At 46.5% G+C, this 17,987-nt stretch carries 19 protein-coding genes and 1 pseudogene; 1 reads left to right on the top strand and 19 read right to left on the bottom strand.

Annotated features, from left to right (window positions below):
• The 13 genes from P9687_RS14820 to fdhF form a co-directional block, all read right to left on the bottom strand.
• On the bottom strand, positions 1-238 hold a 238-nt coding region (locus tag P9687_RS14820; protein WP_328228913.1), incomplete at its 3' end, for a UPF0236 family transposase-like protein.
• A gap of 1,168 nt (positions 239-1,406) precedes the next feature.
• Positions 1,407-2,702 carry a phosphopyruvate hydratase gene (gene eno, locus P9687_RS14815; RefSeq protein ID WP_035190575.1) on the bottom strand — a complete coding sequence of 432 codons (1,296 nt, stop codon included), beginning with the start codon at positions 2,700-2,702 and terminating at the stop codon, positions 1,407-1,409.
• Positions 2,703-2,931: 229 nt separating this feature from the next.
• The gene (gpmI, locus tag P9687_RS14810) at positions 2,932-4,467 is read right to left on the bottom strand and encodes a 2,3-bisphosphoglycerate-independent phosphoglycerate mutase (protein WP_168985499.1); all 1,536 of its coding nucleotides are present in this window, start codon (positions 4,465-4,467) and stop codon (positions 2,932-2,934) included.
• Positions 4,460-5,221 carry a triose-phosphate isomerase gene (gene tpiA, locus P9687_RS14805; RefSeq protein WP_026684780.1) on the bottom strand — a complete coding sequence of 254 codons (762 nt, stop codon included), beginning with the start codon at positions 5,219-5,221 and terminating at the stop codon, positions 4,460-4,462. The genes gpmI and tpiA overlap by 8 nt, the downstream gene beginning before the upstream one ends.
• A gap of 26 nt (positions 5,222-5,247) precedes the next feature.
• Positions 5,248-6,432 carry a phosphoglycerate kinase gene (locus tag P9687_RS14800; protein ID WP_014097473.1) on the bottom strand — a complete coding sequence of 395 codons (1,185 nt, stop codon included), beginning with the start codon at positions 6,430-6,432 and terminating at the stop codon, positions 5,248-5,250.
• A gap of 89 nt (positions 6,433-6,521) precedes the next feature.
• Positions 6,522-7,529: a type I glyceraldehyde-3-phosphate dehydrogenase gene (gene gap / locus P9687_RS14795; RefSeq protein ID WP_014097472.1), complete on the bottom strand. Its 1,008-nt coding sequence runs from the start codon at positions 7,527-7,529 to the stop codon at positions 6,522-6,524.
• Between the two features lie 65 nt (positions 7,530-7,594).
• Positions 7,595-8,623, bottom strand: a complete 1,029-nt coding sequence (locus tag P9687_RS14790) for a sugar-binding transcriptional regulator (protein WP_026684781.1) — start codon at positions 8,621-8,623, stop codon at positions 7,595-7,597.
• 135 nt (positions 8,624-8,758) lie between these two features.
• A complete protein-coding gene (locus P9687_RS14785) occupies positions 8,759-9,004 on the bottom strand; it encodes a glutaredoxin family protein (protein ID WP_014097470.1) in 246 nt (81 codons plus the stop codon).
• Between the two features lie 193 nt (positions 9,005-9,197).
• The gene (rpoN, locus tag P9687_RS14780) at positions 9,198-10,532 is read right to left on the bottom strand and encodes an RNA polymerase factor sigma-54 (protein WP_017551322.1); all 1,335 of its coding nucleotides are present in this window, start codon (positions 10,530-10,532) and stop codon (positions 9,198-9,200) included.
• Positions 10,533-10,731: 199 nt separating this feature from the next.
• Positions 10,732-10,857, bottom strand: coding sequence for a hypothetical protein (locus P9687_RS14775; protein ID WP_014097468.1), 126 nt, complete (start codon positions 10,855-10,857; stop codon positions 10,732-10,734).
• Between the two features lie 14 nt (positions 10,858-10,871).
• Positions 10,872-11,090 carry a heavy-metal-associated domain-containing protein gene (locus P9687_RS14770; RefSeq protein ID WP_014097467.1) on the bottom strand — a complete coding sequence of 73 codons (219 nt, stop codon included), beginning with the start codon at positions 11,088-11,090 and terminating at the stop codon, positions 10,872-10,874.
• On the bottom strand, positions 11,083-11,589 hold the full coding sequence (locus P9687_RS14765; protein WP_035184079.1) for a DUF1641 domain-containing protein: 507 nt from the start codon (positions 11,587-11,589) through the stop codon (positions 11,083-11,085). The genes P9687_RS14770 and P9687_RS14765 overlap by 8 nt, the downstream gene beginning before the upstream one ends.
• A complete protein-coding gene (fdhF, locus tag P9687_RS14760; protein WP_168985500.1) occupies positions 11,564-14,545 on the bottom strand; it encodes a formate dehydrogenase subunit alpha in 2,982 nt (993 codons plus the stop codon). Before fdhF ends, P9687_RS14765 begins: the two co-directional genes overlap by 26 nt.
• A gap of 129 nt (positions 14,546-14,674) precedes the next feature.
• Between fdhF and P9687_RS14755 the strand changes: the two genes are divergently transcribed.
• Complete coding sequence (locus P9687_RS14755; RefSeq protein WP_026684782.1) at positions 14,675-14,893, top strand: PCI domain-containing protein; 219 nt, start codon at positions 14,675-14,677, stop codon at positions 14,891-14,893.
• Positions 14,894-15,200: 307 nt separating this feature from the next.
• Here the strand turns inward: P9687_RS14755 and P9687_RS14750 are convergent, their stop codons facing one another.
• The 6 genes and pseudogenes from P9687_RS14750 to P9687_RS14725 form a co-directional block, all read right to left on the bottom strand.
• On the bottom strand, positions 15,201-15,710 hold the full coding sequence (locus P9687_RS14750; protein WP_272501157.1) for a methyl-accepting chemotaxis protein: 510 nt from the start codon (positions 15,708-15,710) through the stop codon (positions 15,201-15,203).
• Entirely contained in the window at positions 15,707-16,498 is a 792-nt protein-coding gene (locus P9687_RS14745; protein WP_272501158.1) for a protoglobin domain-containing protein, read from the bottom strand. The genes P9687_RS14750 and P9687_RS14745 overlap by 4 nt, the downstream gene beginning before the upstream one ends.
• 240 nt (positions 16,499-16,738) lie before the next feature.
• Positions 16,739-16,987 (bottom strand): hypothetical protein, encoded by a 249-nt coding sequence (locus tag P9687_RS14740; RefSeq protein ID WP_026684784.1) that lies wholly within the window; start codon positions 16,985-16,987, stop codon positions 16,739-16,741.
• Between the two features lies 1 nt (position 16,988).
• Positions 16,989-17,222 (bottom strand): hypothetical protein, encoded by a 234-nt coding sequence (locus P9687_RS14735; protein ID WP_026684785.1) that lies wholly within the window; start codon positions 17,220-17,222, stop codon positions 16,989-16,991.
• Positions 17,219-17,446, bottom strand: a complete 228-nt coding sequence (locus P9687_RS14730; protein WP_014097458.1) for a hypothetical protein — start codon at positions 17,444-17,446, stop codon at positions 17,219-17,221. The genes P9687_RS14735 and P9687_RS14730 overlap by 4 nt, the downstream gene beginning before the upstream one ends.
• Positions 17,443-17,987: pseudogene (locus P9687_RS14725) on the bottom strand (DUF4351 domain-containing protein); the annotation flags it as partial. The pseudogene P9687_RS14725 and the gene P9687_RS14730, both read right to left, overlap by 4 nt.

The following is a 17,987-nucleotide window of genomic DNA, read 5'->3' as shown; positions in this document are numbered from 1 at the left end:
TTAATGAGCGTATAAAGGTCACACTTCCAAATAGAAACTGAATGTTTCTGTTATCACTCCGGCAGTACACCCAGCCCTCCTCTAACTTCTCCTGTTTAATTATTTTATCTAACTCTTCAAATATTTCCCCAACCCATTGTGTAAAAGCCTTCTGCATCAGAAGTTTAAGCTGTTCTTCAAATTCGATAAGACTCTTTGTATCCTTTAATAATCCAGCAATTATTGATATAATATCCATGGGAAGACCTCTCTCTCTAGATGTTCATCTTGAAGTGTACAATTAGATGATAGAGCGTCTTCCCATTTTTTTCCACTCATCTGCCCCTTCGAGTAAAATTTTACACATACGGAATAATTGTCCGAAAATGAACAGTATCTTATTGGTCCGGCCCCCGTTTTGTCTTTATGGGCTCGATGATGAAGGATGTTTTTTGGTTTCCGGGTACCTGTTTTGTCTTACACGGGGCTAATGAAAAATATCTCTTTCATCCAGGTACTTCGTTGTCTTTCATAAGCCCCGTGAAGAACATTTCTCTGGTTACCGGTCCCTGTTTTGTCCTTCATAACCTTATTGAAGGACATTTCCTTGTTTCTCAGCCCGTGTTTTGTCTTTCATGAACCCTATGAAGGACATTTCTTTCAACCCGGCGCCTCTTTTTGTCTTTCATGAACCTTATGAAGGACATTTCCTTCGTCCCGGCGCCTCGTTTTGTCTTTCATGGAACCGATGAAGGACATTTCTTTCGCCCTGGTGCCTCATTTTGTCTTTCATAAGCTCGATGAAGGACACTTCTCTGGTTATCGATCCCTGTTTTGTTCTTCATGACCTTGTTGAAGGACATTTCCTTGTTTCTCAGCCCGTGTTTTGTCTTTCATGGAACCGATGAAGGACATTTCTTTCGTCTCGACTCCCCGTTTTGTCTTTCATGAACCCTATGAAGGACATTTTCTTCGTTCCAGAGCCTCGTTTTGTCCTTCATAAGCTCGATGAAGGACATTTTCTTCATCCAGGCGCCTCGTTTTGTCTTTCATAGGCCCAGTGAAGGACATTTTCTTCGTCCCGACTCCCCGTTTTGTCTTTCATGAACCCTATGAAGGACATTTCTTTCGCCCCGACTCCCCGTTTTGTCTTTCATGAACCCTATGAAGGACATTTCTTTCGTCCCGACTCCCCGTTTTGTCTTTCATGAACCCTATGAAGGACATTTCTTTCACCTCGGCTCCTCGTTTTGTCTTTCATAAGCCCGTGAAGAACATTTCTCTGGTTACCGATCCCTGTTTTGTCCTTCATGTCCCTCACCCCGTTCCGCGTTTTTGTCAGCCAGACGCAAAACGGATAGCCTCATTTTTCCCGTACAACCAAAAAACTGCCCGGTGAAAACCGGGCAGTCTGCAGCAGAATGGCATTATTTTTTCAAGTTGTAGAAAGTTTTTTTGCCAAGGAACTCGGCTGTTTCAGCCAGTTCGTCTTCGATGCGGAGCAATTGGTTGTATTTTGCTACGCGGTCGGTACGGGATGGCGCACCTGTTTTGATTTGGCCGGCGTTTGTTGCAACGGCAATATCTGCAATGGTGCTGTCTTCTGTTTCGCCAGAACGGTGGGAAACAATTGCAGTATAGCCTGCACGTTTTGCCATTTCAATTGCATTGAAAGTTTCCGTCAAAGTACCGATTTGGTTTACTTTGATCAGAATGGAGTTGCTGATGCCTTCTTCAATACCGCGGGCAAGTTTTTCAGTATTGGTTACGAACAGGTCGTCGCCCACCAATTGGACTTTCTTGCCAAGGCGTTCTGTTAACATTTTGAAGCCTTCCCAGTCATTTTCATCCAAACCGTCTTCAATCGAAATGATTGGGTACTTCGAAATTAATTCTTCATACCAATTCACCATTTCTTCCGCAGTCAGGACTTTGCCTTCGCCGGCTAAATGGTATTTATGGTCTTCGTCACTGTAAAGTTCGGAAGATGCAACGTCCATTGCAAGCAAAACTTGTTCGCCTGGTTTGTAGCCGGCTTTTTCGATGGCTTCAATAATGGTAGAAAGGGCTTCTTCATTCGATTTCAAGTTTGGTGCAAAACCGCCTTCGTCACCGACAGCAGTATTATAACCTTTCGCTTTTAAAACAGAACGCAGGTTGTGGAAAATTTCAGCACCCATGCGCAACGCTTCTTTGAAAGTCGGAGCGCCGGCAGGCATGATCATGAATTCCTGAATGTCCACGTTGTTGTCAGCATGCGCACCGCCGTTTAAGATGTTCATCATCGGAACCGGCAGTTGTTTTGCGTTGAATCCGCCAAGGTATTTGTACAAAGGCAAATCCAATTCGTTTGCTGCAGCACGGGCAACAGCAAGGGAAACGCCAAGGATGGCATTTGCGCCAAGTTTGCCTTTGTTCGGTGTGCCGTCAAGTTCGATCATTGCTTTATCAACGCCGACTTGGTCAAATACATCGTAACGGCCGATAATCGCTTCAGCGATCGTGTCGTTCACATTTTTAACAGCTGTTTCGACACCTTTACCGAGGAAACGGCTTTTGTCGTTGTCACGGAGTTCAACGGCTTCGTATTCACCTGTAGAGGCACCGCTTGGCACCAATGCACGGCCAAAACCGCCGTCTTCTGTGTAAACTTCTACTTCAACAGTTGGGTTGCCGCGCGAGTCCAATACTTCGCGTGCATAAACATCAGATATTAAAGACATCTTCTTATCTCTCCTTTTTCAATGCATAAATGGGGTTTTCATCACTTTGCCCGGCACTTTCCAGGCATGGCGCTAAGGGCACGTCTGCGGGAAATTTTCCCGGCATGCCCCCGGGTGTCATCCCTTTCCATGCCCGCAGCACCTTTCAGGCATGGTGCTCCCGTTTTCAGGGCATCACTTTCAACGCATTTGGCCCGATTTTCCTTTTATCAGGCTTTCCCATACAGGGTCATTTTTTAATCAGGCTTGTGCCTGTCATTTCTTTCGGCTTTTCAATGTTCAGCAGATCAAGCATGGTTGGTGCCAGGTCGGCAAGGATGCCGCCGTCACGCACTTCAACGCCTTTTTTCGTGATGATGACCGGAACCGGATTTGTCGTATGGGCTGTCATCGGTTTGCCTTCCGGTGTCAGCACTTCATCCGAGTTGCCGTGGTCAGCCGTGATAATGGCATAGCCGCCTTTTTCAAGGATCAGGTCCACGATTTTGCCGAGGCATTCATCGACTGCTTCGATCGCTTTAATGGTTGGTTCCAGCATGCCGGAGTGGCCGACCATATCCGGGTTTGCAAAGTTCAAAATGATAGCATCTTGTTTGTCATTCCGAATTTGCTCCAGCAAAGCATCCGTTACTTCATAGGCGCTCATTTCCGGTTGCAAGTCATATGTTGCCACTTTAGGGGAGTGAATTAAAATTCTTTCTTCCCCTGGAAATGGTTCTTCACGCCCGCCGTTCATAAAGAACGTTACATGCGGATATTTTTCAGTTTCTGCAATCCGCAGCTGTTTTAACCCGTGCTGTGACAATACTTCGCCGATTGTATTGTCAAGACCGACCGGTTTGAAGGCAACATAGCCTTTGACCGTTTCCGAAAAATGTGTCATGCAGACGAAGTACAAATCTTTCGGGTGATTCGGGCCGCGGTCAAATGCACGGTAATCTTCGTTCGTAAAAGCATTTGAAATTTGGATGGCACGGTCCGGACGGAAGTTGTAGAAAATGACCGAGTCATGATCCTGAACCGTTGCAACCGGTGATCCGTCTTCTTTTGTAATCACAGAAGGAATAACGAATTCATCAAAGATGCCATTTTTATAGGAATCTTCAATGACCGCCATTGGGTCCGGATATTTCGGACCTTCGCCGTATGCCATGGCGCGGTACGCTTTTTCCACACGGTCCCAGCGTTTGTCACGGTCCATGGAATAGTAACGGCCGGTAATCGTTGCAAATTCGCCGACACCGTATTCTTTAAATTTTTCTTCTGTTGCTTTGATGTATTTTTCCGCTGTTTTCGGGCCTACATCACGTCCGTCAAGGAAAGCATGGACGTACACTTTTTTCACACCTTGATCGGCTGCGAATTTCAGCAGCGCGAACATATGGCGGATATGGCTGTGCACGCCGCCGTCCGACAACAAGCCGAATAAGTGGAGGCTTGTCCCGTGTTTTTTCACGTTTTCAACCGCGCCGAGGAAGGTTTCGTTCTTTTCAAACTCGCCTTCGCGGATCGACATGTCTACGCGCGTCAAATTTTGGTAAACGATACGCCCTGCACCGATGTTTGTATGGCCGACTTCCGAGTTCCCCATCTGGCCGTCAGGAAGGCCGACGGATTCGCCGCTTGCGCCGAGTTGATTGTGCGGGAATTCCTTCCAGTAGCGGTCAAAATTTGGTTTTTTTGCTTGGGCTACAGCATTGCCGTATGTTTCTTTCCGGCAGCCGAAGCCGTCTAAGATGATTAATGCCACAGGTGCTTTACTCATGGCTTACCGCCTCCAATAATTGCAAATAAGATTGTGGGTCAAGGCTTGCACCGCCCACTAATGCACCGTCAATATCCGGTTGTTCCATGAATTCTTTAATGTTGCCGGGTTTTACACTGCCGCCGTATTGAATTCGAACGCTGTCAGCAACATCCCGGCTGAATTGGTCCGCGATCACACTGCGGATATAGGCACAAACTTCGTTGGCATCTTCGGCAGTCGAAGATTTGCCTGTTCCGATTGCCCAGATGGGTTCATAGGCAACGACAACCTGTTTTGCCTCGTCGTCAGAAAGCCCGGCAAAAGCAGCTTTTACTTGCGATCCGACGATTTGTTTTGTTTCATTGTTTTCCCGTTGTGCCAGTGTTTCTCCCACGCATACGATTGGTGTTAAATGATGGGCAAAAGCAGCTTTCACTTTTTTATTAACTGCTTCATCCGTTTCATTAAACATTTCACGGCGTTCAGAGTGTCCCAGGATGACATATTCAACATGCAAATCAGCGAGTGCAACCGGGCTGATCTCGCCTGTAAAAGCACCGCTTTCTTCAAAGTGCATGTTTTGGGCGCCAATTTTTACGCGGGTGCCTTTCGTTGCTTCCACCAGGCGTTCCAAAAAGAGCGCAGGCGCACATATGACGCTGTCGACAACAGATTCGCCAGGTACCGAATGTTTTACCTCTTCGGTAAAAGCCAGCGCTTCCGGCAAGGTTTTATTCATTTTCCAGTTCCCCGCAATGATCGGTTTACGCAATAAGGACACTCCCTTTCCTGATAAAATTATTTGTCATTTAAAGCTGCGACGCCAGGAAGTGTTTTCCCTTCCATGAATTCAAGCGATGCGCCGCCGCCTGTTGAAATATGGTCCATTTTCTCTGCCAGATGGAATTTTTCAACAGCTGCCGCAGAGTCGCCGCCGCCGATGATGCTGTAAGTGCCGGTTGCATCCGCGAGCGCTTCTGCAACGCCTTTTGTCCCGTTTGCATAGGCGTCCATTTCGAATACGCCCATCGGTCCGTTCCAAATGACAAGTTTCGATTCTTTGATGACTTTGGCATACAGTTCAACCGTTTTCGGGCCAATATCAAGTGCCTGCCAGTCAGCCGGGATTTCTTCAATCGCTACCTCTTTTTTGTTGGCAGTTTCGGAGAATTCGTCTGCTACGATCGCATCAACCGGCATATAGAAGTTGACGCCTTTTTCTTTCGCCTTTGCCATAAAAGATTTTGCAAGGTCAATTTTGTCTTCTTCAAGCAGCGATTTGCCGATTTCATGGCCTTGTGCTTTGACGAACGTATAAGCAAGGCCGCCGCCGATGATCAGGTTGTCGACTTTATCCAGCAAATTGTCGATGACGCCGATTTTGTCTTTTACTTTTGCGCCGCCGATAATGGCAGTAAAAGGGCGTTCCGGATTGGACAATGCTTTGCCGAGCACATCCAGTTCTTTTTGCATTAAAAAGCCGGATACTGCAGGCAGGTGATGGGCAATCCCTTCTGTTGATGCATGGGCACGGTGGGCAGCGCCGAATGCGTCGTTTACATACAGTTCAGCTAAAGATGCAAATTCCTTTGCCAATTCCGGGTCATTTTTTTCTTCACCCGGATAGAAACGGACGTTTTCAAGCAACAATACGTCACCATTATTCATTTTGCTGATTTCCGCCTTAACCGATTCGCCATAAGCTTCATTTGCTTTTTTGACGTCTTTTCCAAGCAGTTCGCTCAGGCGTTTTGCAACCGGTGTGAGGCGCAACTCTTCCACAACCTGGCCCTTAGGACGGCCGAGGTGGCTGGCAAGAATGACTTTCGCACCGTTTTCCACCAAATATTTGATCGTTGGAAGGGCAGCACGGATTCTTGTATCATCCGTTACATTGCCGTCTTTTAACGGAACATTGAAGTCGACACGGCAGAAAACGCGTTTGCCTTGCAATTCAACATCTTTAATCGATTTTTTGTTCATGGCAAAACGAACCTCCTTTTGTTTTACAGGCATTGAAAAAAGGGAGAGGGGATTCTTCCCCACCCCCCTGCAACGTTTTATCGTTCAAATTAAAGGCCTTTAGAAGCGATGTATTCAACAAGGTCAACAACGCGGTTGGAATAACCGAATTCGTTGTCATACCAAGAAATGACTTTTACCATGTTGCCTTCGATAACCATTGTGGATAATGCATCAATGGTCGAAGAAACAGTTGTATGGTTGTAGTCACGGGATACAAGCGGTTCTTCGCTGTATGCGAGAATGCCTTTCAATTCGCCTTCAGCCGCTTCTTTAAATGCTGCGTTTACTTCTTCAACCGTTACGTTTTTGCCAAGTTCAGCAACAAGGTCAACAACAGAAACGTTTGGAGTCGGAACGCGCATGGCCATACCGTTCAATTTGCCTTTCAGTTCAGGCAATACAAGTGCAACTGCTTTAGCAGCACCGGTTGTAGTCGGGATGATGCTTTGTGCAGCTGCACGTGCACGGCGGTAGTCTTTGTGCGGCAAGTCAAGAATTTGCTGGTCGTTTGTGTAAGAGTGAACAGTTGTCATCATACCACGTTTGATTTCGAATTTTTCTTGCAGCACTTTTGCAAACGGCGCCAGGCAGTTTGTTGTGCAGGATGCGTTCGAAATGACGTTATGGTTTTTAGGATCGTATTTGTCTTCGTTAACACCCATTACGATCGTAATATCTTCGTTTTTCGCAGGAGCGGAAATGACGACTTTCTTTGCGCCTGCTTCAAGGTGTTTTGCAGCCCCTTCACGGTTTGTGAAACGGCCTGTTGATTCAACAACAACGTCAACACCGAGGTCGCCCCATCCGAGATTTGCAGGTTCGCGTTCAGCCAAAACTTTTACTTTATGGCCGTCTACAACGATGGAATCACCGTCTACAGTGACTTCTTCTTCCAGGTTGCCATGAACAGAGTCATATTTTAACAAGTGTGCAAGCATTTTTGCGTCTGTCAGGTCATTGATTGCAACGATTTCAACATTAGGATTGCCTAAAGCAGCACGGAATACGTTACGTCCGATACGTCCAAATCCGTTAATACCAACTTTAACTGCCATTTGTATTTCCTCCTTGAGTCGTAAAGATTTTATATTTCAAAAGGGTTATCCCTTTTAAAAACAGGTTAGCGCCAAGCGAGAATTTGTTTTGCTGCCCCTTCGTCCGTAATCAGAACAGTGGATTCCGGTTTCGTGTTCATGTAGGCTTTAATGGCCTTTGCCTTGGATGCCCCGCCGGCAACCGCAAAAACATGGCGGATCCGGTGCAAATCCTCGAGTTGCAGGCCGATCGTCCGGACCTTGTGAACAATTTCACCCTGTTCGTTAAAATAGTACCCGAACGCTTCTCCGACTGCATGCCCACGGATGATTTTCTCCATCTCTTCTTTTCCGGTCTTGCGGCGTTCTGCCATTGTCATGGCTTCGCCAATGCCGTGCAGCACAATATCCGCTTGTTTAATAAGGGTAAGGACTTCTTTAATGGACGGCTCGTTTACGACCGATTTGTACACTTCCGGGCTGACCTGGTCAGGCACATATAATACCCTGTGTTTTCCGCCGGTCCTTTCCGCCATTTTTGCGCAGATCGTGTTGGCCTGATTTGCGACATCTTCACCAATTCCGCCTCTGGCCGGCACGAACAGCAGCTGCCTCTTGGCACTGATGTCGGGAGTTAACACATCTGCGACTGCGGCCATCGTCGATCCTCCGGTTACAGCGATTATATTGTTTCCCGTTAAGGCGGCTTTCATTCTTACAGCACAAGCCCTTCCAAGCTCGTTTTTCACCCACGGTTCTTTGTCGCTGTCCCCTTGAACCACGACCACGTCTTCGAGGCCCAAAGCTTGTTTCAGCTTTTCTTCCGTTTCATTTATACCCGATATTTCTCTCATCATGCTTTCCATATTTTGTAACAAGGCAGCACCATCATTTGTCACCGACATGCCCGAGGGTTTTACGTCAATGAGCTTTTGGTTTTTCAAAAAATCCGTTTCGCTCCGAAGAATGCGTTCTGACATGCCAAGCATTTGTGCCAATGTTCTTCTTCCCACCGGTTCCGCAAAAGAAATGGAACGGAGAATCCGGTATCGTTTTTGCATGACAGCGAGGATATCGGGGTATAATTTTTTTTGAACCTCTATCAACGATCGCATAGATAATGTACTCCCTTAAATAATTATGTAGGTCGTGTTGAGTCCCACAGAGACATTTTTTGTCCCACCTGCTTCAAAAAAAATTACCCTCGCTACATGTTTCATTCTAGCAGGATAAATTTTGCATTTCAACTATTATTGCTCATGAATTTCATGTAAGCGCTCCTTTATGGCAAAAAGGTGAATCCGCCCATATCCGAGCAGTTCCCCTTTGTACTCGATAACCGGGATCATAAGGCCGTATTTTTCCGTCCATGCATCGCACGCTTCGATGTCTTTTTCAATCAGCCGGAACGGGATTTCCTTTTGCAGGAGTTGCAGCTGTTCTTTTGCTTCCGCACAAAGCGGGCATTGTTTTCTTGTATATAGCACCAGTTCCATTTTAAAATCCTCCCCCTTTCCGGCCATTCGTGGCAGGCACATGGGCTGTGCTCCCGACCCGATATACCCAAATGCCTGATCCGTTATTTATTTATTTCAAAGTGTGTGCGAAATTTGCCCGTTCCCGTCCGATTCGTCCTTTTTTGCCGGCGGATGAAACGCGAAACTTCCGTTTTGAAAAAATATTCCCGGCTTATTCGTACCTTTTTCTTTTGGAAGATGACGGAATGCCGAGCTGTTCGCGGTATTTCGCCACTGTCCGGCGCGAGATTTCAAACCCTTTTTCATTTAATACGGTCACAATCGCCTGGTCGGAAAGCGGCTTCCGCTTGTCTTCCCCGCTTATAAGTGCTGAAATTTCATTTTTGACCTCGGCGCTTGATGCTGCTTCTTCCCCGCCGGCAGAACGAACCGGCAAGGCGGTCGTGAAAAATGTTTTTAATGGGAAAGTCCCGAATGGCGTTTCCATATACTTTTCTCTCACTGCACGGCTCACCGTCGACTCGTGCATCCCGATGTCATCCGAAATTTCTTTCATCGTAAGCGGCTTCAAATGCCCTTTTCCATATAAAAAGAAATCCCGCTGTTTTTCAAGCAGTGCTGCGCCGACTTTTAGCAGCGTTTCTTTCCGGCTTTCGATGCTTTTTCGGATCCAGTAATATTCCTGCGTTTTTTCTTTTAAATAACGGGTGACGCCGGCATCTCCGGCCGGGTTCATGCTTGCATAACTTTCATTCAAACGGAGTTTTGGAACCTGGTTTTCTACAAGATACAATTCGAGCTTTCCCGCATGATTTTTGACCAAAAGATCGGGAACGATGTATTGCGGCCGATCTGCCATAAAACCGGATCCAGGACGCGGGTTTAACGTCTGCACATAATCAGATACCCGCTGGATTTCCTGCAGGGATATATCAAGTTTTTTCGCAATGCCTCTCCATTTTTTTTCGGCAAAATCGAGAAAATGGCGGCTGATCAATTCTTCCGCATGCCCGGGCGCATCCGGATCCCTTTTTATCTGGATCAGTAGACATTCCTGAAGCGATCTTGCGCCGATTCCGGCCGGATCCAGCGACTGGAGAATGCCAAGTGCTTTTTCGGCGTCTTCTTCGGAAATGGCAGCCATTTTTGCCGCTTCCTGAACCGAGATGGCAAGGTAGCCGTTTGCATCCAGATGGCGCGCATAAAGTTGGACCGCTTTCAAAATCTTGTTTGATAACGCTTTCATATCCAATTGGCTGATCAAAAAGTCTGGAAGTGTTTCCGTCTGTGCAGGAATTTGTTCAATCCAGTTTTTGTCCTGGCTTTTTTTCTGCCCCTTTACACGGCTCAGCCCGGAAAAACGGGAATCGACCAGTTTAATATTGGCGCTGGACAGTTCGATGAGAGGATTTTCCGCAGCTTTTTCTTCCAAAAAAGATGCGAGCTCCTGGGATGAGAACTGAAGAACCTCGATTGCTTGTTTTAATTCCTGGGTCATTGCCAGTTTCATTGACTGCTTTTGCCACAATCCGACTTGAAGATCCATAACATTCCCCCCTTGGCAATGATAAAAGGCTTCTCTTGCTATTGTCTTTTATTTTACAACATTTTTGTGTTTTAGTATATGCAATGGCAAGAAGTCCCATGCTTCCGGGGATATGGGCAGCCGGCAAACGCAGACGCCATTTTTTTTGCCGGAAAATTTGCGCACATAAATGGCGTTGCGGTGCCGCAACGCCATTTGCTTAATTTTCTTCTTCAAAATCGAATTTCCGGTCGGTCCGGCAGTTTTCACAGACATAAAGCACTCTTCTTGATTCCGCTTCGTTTTCTTCCGGTGTTTGGGAACCGCAGATTTCGCATACTTTCAAGTGCCTTCCTCCTTTTATGGTTCCATCATTTCAGCACGGTAACCCTGCTCCGTCACGGCTTGCATCATATCGTGGCAGGATGCCGATTGGTCATTATAGGTAAAAGTCGCTTCTTTTCTTGCCAAACTGATTTCAATATCGCGGACGCCCCAGACTTCATTCAGGGCGCGGCGGACTTTGGCGGCATCTTCTTCATTCACCATATCACTTACTTTCAACATCCCTTTAGCCAATGTCCGTTCCTCCTTCAGGAAGCGAATGGTTTTGCTCCATGGCTTCCCCCATCCCCGCCAAAATGCCTGTCATCATGGCAAGCGACCGTTTCACTTCCGGGGAGCGCATGCTTTTTCCGAGCTTCCACAGACTCTCCTGGCCCCCGGATTGGGCTGCTTTTTCAAACCCGCTCGTGATGCCTGACAAGATCGTTTGCAGTTGTTCCGGATCGATGGCGCCTAAAAATTTAAATACGTTCATCCCGTTTTTGACGACATGGTACATGGTGGGCTGGTTTAGTTGCCCTAAGGCAATTTCGGCAACGTCAACGCGGTTTTGGAGCAAACCTTCCATCGCATTAAGCACGCCCATGCCATCCAGCTGTTTGATGATCTCTAACAGTTTAATCAGTGATTCCCCGTTTTCGGCGGCTGCCTTTACAACCGCCGACAGAGAGGCTGCCTGCCATTCTTCCGGGGCCGGATCCACTTGTTTAATTTGCCTGATCGCCTTCGCCATATGCTTTCCCTCCCGGTGAAAATAATGCCGTGATCGGGATAAAGTCATCCCGCTTCCATTTTTCTTCCACTCTTACACTGATTTGCGGAATCCGATTGCCATAACGGTGGTTCACCTTTGGCAGCGGCGGTTTTCCTTTTTCCTCTAAAATCTCCATTTTTACGCCCATTTCTTTATAGTTCGGGGTATGGGTCACCCTGTCATGATAGCTGCTCGTCAGCCGGTTCACCATTTCATCCTCTTTCCGGGCGTTCATCGTTAAGTACAATTCTTTTCCTTGTACCCGCCCGGTCACAACGGCCCGTACTTTCACCTTTCCGTAAGGCGATGTCAGCCGTACAAGCGCCCCGTCTTTTATCCCCCGTTCACTTGCTGCCTCCGGTGAAATCTCAAGCCACGGCTCCGGCACTTTGTGATGGATGCCCGGAGAACGGTCCGTCAAATTCCCTTCATGGAACTGTTCCAGCAAGCGGCCGTTGTTAAGATGGTAATCAAATCCCTCCCCGGCTGAAAAAGGCGGTTCCCAGTCAACCGGTACCAGTCGGGCTTTACCGTCCGGAAAGGCAAAACGGTCTTGATATAGAAGCGGTGTGCTCGTACCGTCTTTTTTAACCGGCCATATTTGGCTGTTAAACCCTTCCAGTCTCTCGTAGCTGATGCCTGCAAAGTACTTTGCTAGGCTTGCCGCTTCTGCCATGATTTCGCCGGGGTGCTGGTAATGCCACTGGGCTCCCATTTTGTTCGCGAGCTCCTGAAAGATGACCCAATCCGGCTTCGATTCACCCATCGGTTCAAATACCTGGTAAAAGCGCTGGATGCGCCGTTCCGTATTTGTAAACGTCCCTTCTTTCTCAAGGCTCGGCGCAGCCGGCAGGATCACATCGGCAAATTGGGCCGTTTTGCTGAAAAACACATCCTGTACAACAAAAAAGTCGAGCTTTTCCAGATGTTCTTCCACAAAATTAATATTGGAATCAACGATCGCCATTTCTTCACCGAACAGGTAGAGGCCCCGGAGCTTGCCGCTTTTTATCCCGCCGATCATTTGATGATTGTCAAGCCCCGGGTTTTCCGGAAGTTTGACCCCCCAAGCCTTTTCGTACCGTTCCCTCACTTCATTATCTTCTACTGGTTCGTAGCCCGGGAACCAAGCGGGCATCGTTCCAAAATCACAGGCGCCTTGCACATTGTTGTGCCCTCTGAGCGGATATGCCCCCGTCCCAGGGCGGCCGTAATTACCGGTAACCAATAACAAGTTGGAAATGGCCGTGCTTGCATCCGTCCCGCATGTGTGCTGGGTGATGCCCATCGCCCAAAGAATGCATACGGATTTGGCTTCATGGATCATCGTTGCCATTTTGATTAAGTTCTCTTTCGAAATGCCGGTTTTCTCCTCGGCAAACGCCAGCGTGTATTTTTCCAGTGAAGCTCTGAACTTGTCTAGCCCTTTGACCCTGGCTTCAAGAAATGCTTTGTCTTCCCAGCCCTGATCGAGAATGTATTTTGTCACGGCGTTAAGCCAAATCAAATCTGTGCTTGGCTTCGAATGAATAAATAAATTGGCGCGGCTGGCCAGTTCGTTTTCCCTTAAATCGACGACCATAAGCTTTTGTCCATGCAATTTGTGCGCCCGTTTAATGCGTGTCGCAAGGACAGGATGGGATTCGGCCGGGTTCGCCCCCACCGTAACCACCAAATCCGCCTGCTGGATATCCCGGATGGTGCCGGAGTCCCCGCCAATACCAACGGTCCGCAAAAGCCCTGACGTTGCCGGCGACTGGCAGTAACGCGAGCAATTATCCAGATTATTTGTACCGATGATCGCGCGGGCGAATTTTTGAAAGAGATAGTTTTCTTCATTCGAACATTTAGATGAAGCAATAAAGCCAAGCGCGTCCGGCCCGTGCTGTTCTTTTATTTCCTGCAATTTGCTTGCGATCAGATTCAGGGCTTCATCCCAGCTTGCTTCAACAAATTCTTCCCCTTTGCGGATCAACGGCTTTGTTAAACGTTCTTCGCTGTTGACGAAGTCCCACCCGAACTTTCCTTTGACACATGTCGAGATGCCGTTTACTGGCGCATGTTCCTGCGGCTCGACTTTTAAAATGTGGCGCCCTTTTGTCCAAATTTCAAAACTGCAGCCGACACCGCAATAGGTGCAAACGGTTTTCGTTCTTTTGATTCTCGATTTTCGCATTGCCGCTTCCATTTCGGATATTGCAAAAATCTCTTTATATCCCGGTTCGACTTCTTTAGTGAGATCGATCATCGGCTCCAGCACTTTTTGCGGAATGCCGGTTAAATACCCTGCTTCCCCGAGCATGGACTTTTCCATAAGCGCATTGCACGGGCAGACCGTGACGCAATGGCCGCAAGATACACAAGAGGACTCATCGATGGGAACATCATTGTCCCAGATCACTCTTGGCACTTCCCGGTCCCAGTCAATCGTCAATGTTTCATTGACTTGCAAATCCTGGCAGGCCTCAACACATCTTCCGCAAAGAATGCACTGGTCCGGTTCATAGCGGTAAAAAGGATGGGATTGGTCCGGCGGGTAGGGTTTAGCTTCAAACTGGTATTTTTGATGCTCGATTTCAAGATGCTCGGCCGTGTTATGGACAACACAATTGCCATTATTGTTGTCACACACGGTGCAATAAAGCTCGTGGTTTTTCAGAATCCGTGACATTGCTTCATATTGGGCATCTTTTACAGGTTTGGAACCGGACTCCACTTCCATTCCCGGCTCTACCTTGGTTGCACATGCCCGCACCAGATTCCCGTTTACGTTCACAAAACAGGTATCACAAGTTTGAATCGATCCGAGATTCGGATGGTAACAGATCGCGGGGATGTACATATCGTGGGCGTTGGCCACTTCCAAAATCGTTTGCCCTTTACGCGCCGCCAGTTCTTGCCCGTTTATTCGAATCGAAAAGGTTGCTTCTTCCATCATCGGTCCCCCAATCATGCCTTTTTTATTAGGATTGCCAATTGACTTTCTTCTATAACTGATTTGGGATTGTTTCTTTACCATTTTGCGTATAATAAAAGTAGATTTTTTTAAAAAGGGGATCAAACCATGGAACAAGCGGAATTGTTTGAACGAATCAAAAACATGATTATCTCATCCACAAAAGAACCGAAATATACTGCACTGTCTACTGTCAAGCTTGCCGATCTATTTGACACGGACCCTCGTGAAATAGAGAGGGTCATCGGGGAATTGGTTGAAAAAGGAAAACTGAAGAAATCCAAACTTGAGAAACCGCCGCACGCGGAAATCTATTCCTTGCCTTGACTTGTCCCGCTCCCTGCATCCGGCAAAGCGGTTTCGAAAAAATGAAAAAACATGGGTGTAAGCTTGCATAAGCCGGCTTTGGATGCTACCTTTAAGAAAGGGAAAGCTGCAAACGGTTTAAATGGCCGGAGCATTTTGTGTGGGGGAGGGGAATCTATGAACGGGTTTATGAAAAAACAATATTTACCTATGATAATCGTTGCCATCGCCTTGGGCATTATGATGGCCCCATTTGTTTTAAACTTGATTGCCTATCTTGCTTTGCGATAAATTTTATTGGTAGTTTCTGTTAAAAAAGCGGGAATTTTTAGATTCCCGCTGCATTGTGGAGTTTTTCAGCCGCGGCCGCGACCCCGGCGCTGGCTGTTTCAATTTCTTTTACAGTATTGACGAGTTCTGCTATATGGCCTTGGACGGTTAAAGCAGTTTGTTTGCTTTGTTTGACCGTGGCGGTAATTTGCTGGAACGATTGCCCTGCCTCTTCCGCGCTGCCCAATCCGGAGTGAATGGCGCTGTCAACTTGGATTAAAGAATTTTTAACATCCAAATTGTATTGCCCTGAGGCGGATAACATCGATTGGATCTGCCCTGCCAGCTTTTTCGTCTCCTCTGATAACTTCCGGATTTCTTGAGAGACAATCGAAAATCCTCTACCATACTCTCCGGCCCGTGCTGCCTCGATGGCTGAGTTTAACGCGAGCAGGTTGGTCTGGTCAGCGATCTCTTTCACAGACAGCACCACATCTTCAATCTGGCGGGAAGAGTCGCTCAGATTCTCGATCGTTTCCATCATTTCTTTTGTACGGGTGGCGATCATTTGACGTCGCGGATCAGGATGCCCAGCTTTTTTTGCCCCTCTGCTGCCGATGACTCAGCATAGCTTGCTTCCCGGCTGCTCTCAACAGCCATTTCATCCGTTTTTTGCAGATTGAAACCTAAAGATTCTACCGAAGCCTGGGTTTCCTCTGCCAGCGCAACCAAACCTTCACTGATTTGTACCATTTGTTCTTTCAAATCGTGCTGCCCGTTTTGATACTGCTCATTCAGTCTCCTGATCGTCTCATTTTCGTAAGCTTCAAGAACGATTTGTTGTTCAAAACTCAATATTTTGCTGATGGCAGCCGAGATGATCCGGACTTCTTCTTTCCTGCCGATTTCTTGAAAAAGGATATCGTTCAAGGCATTTTGAATATTTTGGAAAGAACCGATATACCAGCCGTGTTCAAGGCCGATCCGGTAATGCGTGCTTGCAATCTGCAAGCGTTTTTCGACAAAATTTTTGTTGATGTTGCCTTGAAACATTTCAATAAGATGGACCCTTAACGTTTTTTGGAGCCGCTCAACCGTACTGTGTTTTTCAATGATATCCCTCAGCTCCTGCACTTGCAAAATCGCATCATAAAAAGCTTTGACAATTTTGTCAATATATTTTTGTACAAGGGGTTGTGCACTTTTTATGATTTTTAAATCTTCTTCTGTCAGGTGAATCAATTTCAATCGTTCCGGAATGCCAGGTTGATCCAGATAGATGGAAACCTCCATTTTTTCTGCATTTTCCAATACGCTGCTGTGTTTATCTGATTTCAGCTTATAATACAGACCCATTCTGCCTTCCCTCCTATCGATGCCAGTCAAAAATGAACATCAGATACGCCCCACCTATGTCTTTAGACCTATTATACAATAATTTTTCCTTATTTCTATCTTTTCAATAAAAGAATCGTTCCCCTTTTTCTGTTGAAACGTTGTATGAGTGAGCGGGGTGAGGAGGAATGGCACAAGTTCTGAAAGGGAGGGGCTTATGTACAAGCCCCTCCCTGTTTTTTCGGTGATGGTGAAAAGCATTTACGGCTCCTGCCCTTCTACCTGCCTTTTGATTTTCATGATCTCATCTTCACTCAAGCCGGATGCTTGTGCAATGAGTTTCACATCCACTTGATTTTTTAGAAAGTTGATAATCAATCGTGTTCTTTCTTCTTCTCTTCCCTTCTCTACTCCTATTTCAATTCCCTTCTTATACCCGCGATCAAAGTAAAAATTCGGCAAGTCCAGAGCAACTTCTTTTCCATCCACACCGGGAAATCTGACTTCCATCTTATGAATGCTCCAGTCGCTGTTTTATTTTCTCCACTTCTGTCTGGCTTAGGCCGGTCATCTCAACTATCAATTGTGGGTCCAGGCCATTCTTAAGCATCCTAACCACAATTGTTTGTAATAATTCCTTTCTCCCCTTTTCTACTCCTTCTTCTAATCCTTTTTTATACCCGCGTTCAAAATAGGAGTTCGGCAATTTTAATACTTGCTCTGCTTCGTCATAACTCAGGTTCAAGGCTTTTCCCCTTCTATCTGCCTTTTGATTTTCATGATCTCGTCTTCACTCAAGCCGGTTACTTCTGCAATGAGCTTCAAATCTAATTGCTTTTTTAACAAATTAGAAATAAATCTTTTTCTTAATCTTTCTTCACCTTCTTCCAATCCTTTCTTATACCCGCGATCAAAATAGGAATTCGGCAATTTCAATACTTGCTCTGCTTCGTCATAACTCGGGTTCAAGGCTTTTCCCCTTCTATCTGCCTTTTGATTTTCATGATCTCGTCTTCACTCAAGCCAGATGCCTGGGCAATGACCTTCACATCCACTTGATTTTTTAACAAGTTGACAATAAATCTTCTTAATCTTTCTTCACCTTCTTCTCTTCCTTCCTCTTTCCCCTTCTTATACCCGCGGTCAAAGTAAGAATTCGGCAATTTCAATACTTGCTCTGCTTCGTCCGGATCCAGCATTTTAATGTTTTCCATTACTTCCGCCTCCTCTTTTTCGTTCAATTTTAAATAATAATCAAAGAAACCGTGTAACAGCCTCATTTTTGCAGGGTCGAGTTCCATCCGGGCCAGCATCCGCAGAAACTCCAGTTTGACCTGCACCCGTTCTTTTTCTGTATACCCCATTTTGCTTAATAATGCCGCGGCAACAGGGTTGTTGCTCCGGATATAATTTCTCCAATTTTGTTTCATCAGATGAATGGATAAATAGTGAAAACGAAGAATTTCAATGTTGTGGAACGCAAAGGTGTATGTATCAGGGGTTTCTGTTT

This window comes from Weizmannia sp. CD-2023 (assembly GCF_036225245.1).
GTDB classification, from domain to species: Bacteria; Bacillota; Bacilli; order Bacillales; family Bacillaceae_C; genus Weizmannia; species Weizmannia faecalis.
The sequence above is the reverse complement of the archived record's forward strand: the minus strand, read 5'-3'. Positions and strand labels throughout refer to the sequence as shown.

Coding starts and splice junctions, on each gene's coding strand:
- P9687_RS14800 (WP_014097473.1), bottom strand. CDS start 6,432: ATGAACAAAAAATCGATTAAAGATGTTGAATTGCAAGGCAAACGCGTT.
- eno (WP_035190575.1), bottom strand. CDS start 2,702: ATGTCTTTAATATCTGATGTTTATGCACGCGAAGTATTGGACTCGCGC.
- P9687_RS14790 (WP_026684781.1), bottom strand. CDS start 8,623: ATGCGATCGTTGATAGAGGTTCAAAAAAAATTATACCCCGATATCCTC.
- P9687_RS14740 (WP_026684784.1), bottom strand. CDS start 16,987: ATGGAAGTCAGATTTCCCGGTGTGGATGGAAAAGAAGTTGCTCTGGAC.
- P9687_RS14750 (WP_272501157.1), bottom strand. CDS start 15,710: ATGATCGCCACCCGTACAAAAGAAATGATGGAAACGATCGAGAATCTG.
- gpmI (WP_168985499.1), bottom strand. CDS start 4,467: ATGAGTAAAGCACCTGTGGCATTAATCATCTTAGACGGCTTCGGCTGC.
- rpoN (WP_017551322.1), bottom strand. CDS start 10,532: ATGGATCTTCAAGTCGGATTGTGGCAAAAGCAGTCAATGAAACTGGCA.
- gap (WP_014097472.1), bottom strand. CDS start 7,529: ATGGCAGTTAAAGTTGGTATTAACGGATTTGGACGTATCGGACGTAAC.
- P9687_RS14755 (WP_026684782.1), top strand. CDS start 14,675: ATGGAACAAGCGGAATTGTTTGAACGAATCAAAAACATGATTATCTCA.
- fdhF (WP_168985500.1), bottom strand. CDS start 14,545: ATGGAAGAAGCAACCTTTTCGATTCGAATAAACGGGCAAGAACTGGCG.
- P9687_RS14785 (WP_014097470.1), bottom strand. CDS start 9,004: ATGGAACTGGTGCTATATACAAGAAAACAATGCCCGCTTTGTGCGGAA.
- P9687_RS14745 (WP_272501158.1), bottom strand. CDS start 16,498: ATGGGTCTGTATTATAAGCTGAAATCAGATAAACACAGCAGCGTATTG.
- P9687_RS14765 (WP_035184079.1), bottom strand. CDS start 11,589: ATGGCGAAGGCGATCAGGCAAATTAAACAAGTGGATCCGGCCCCGGAA.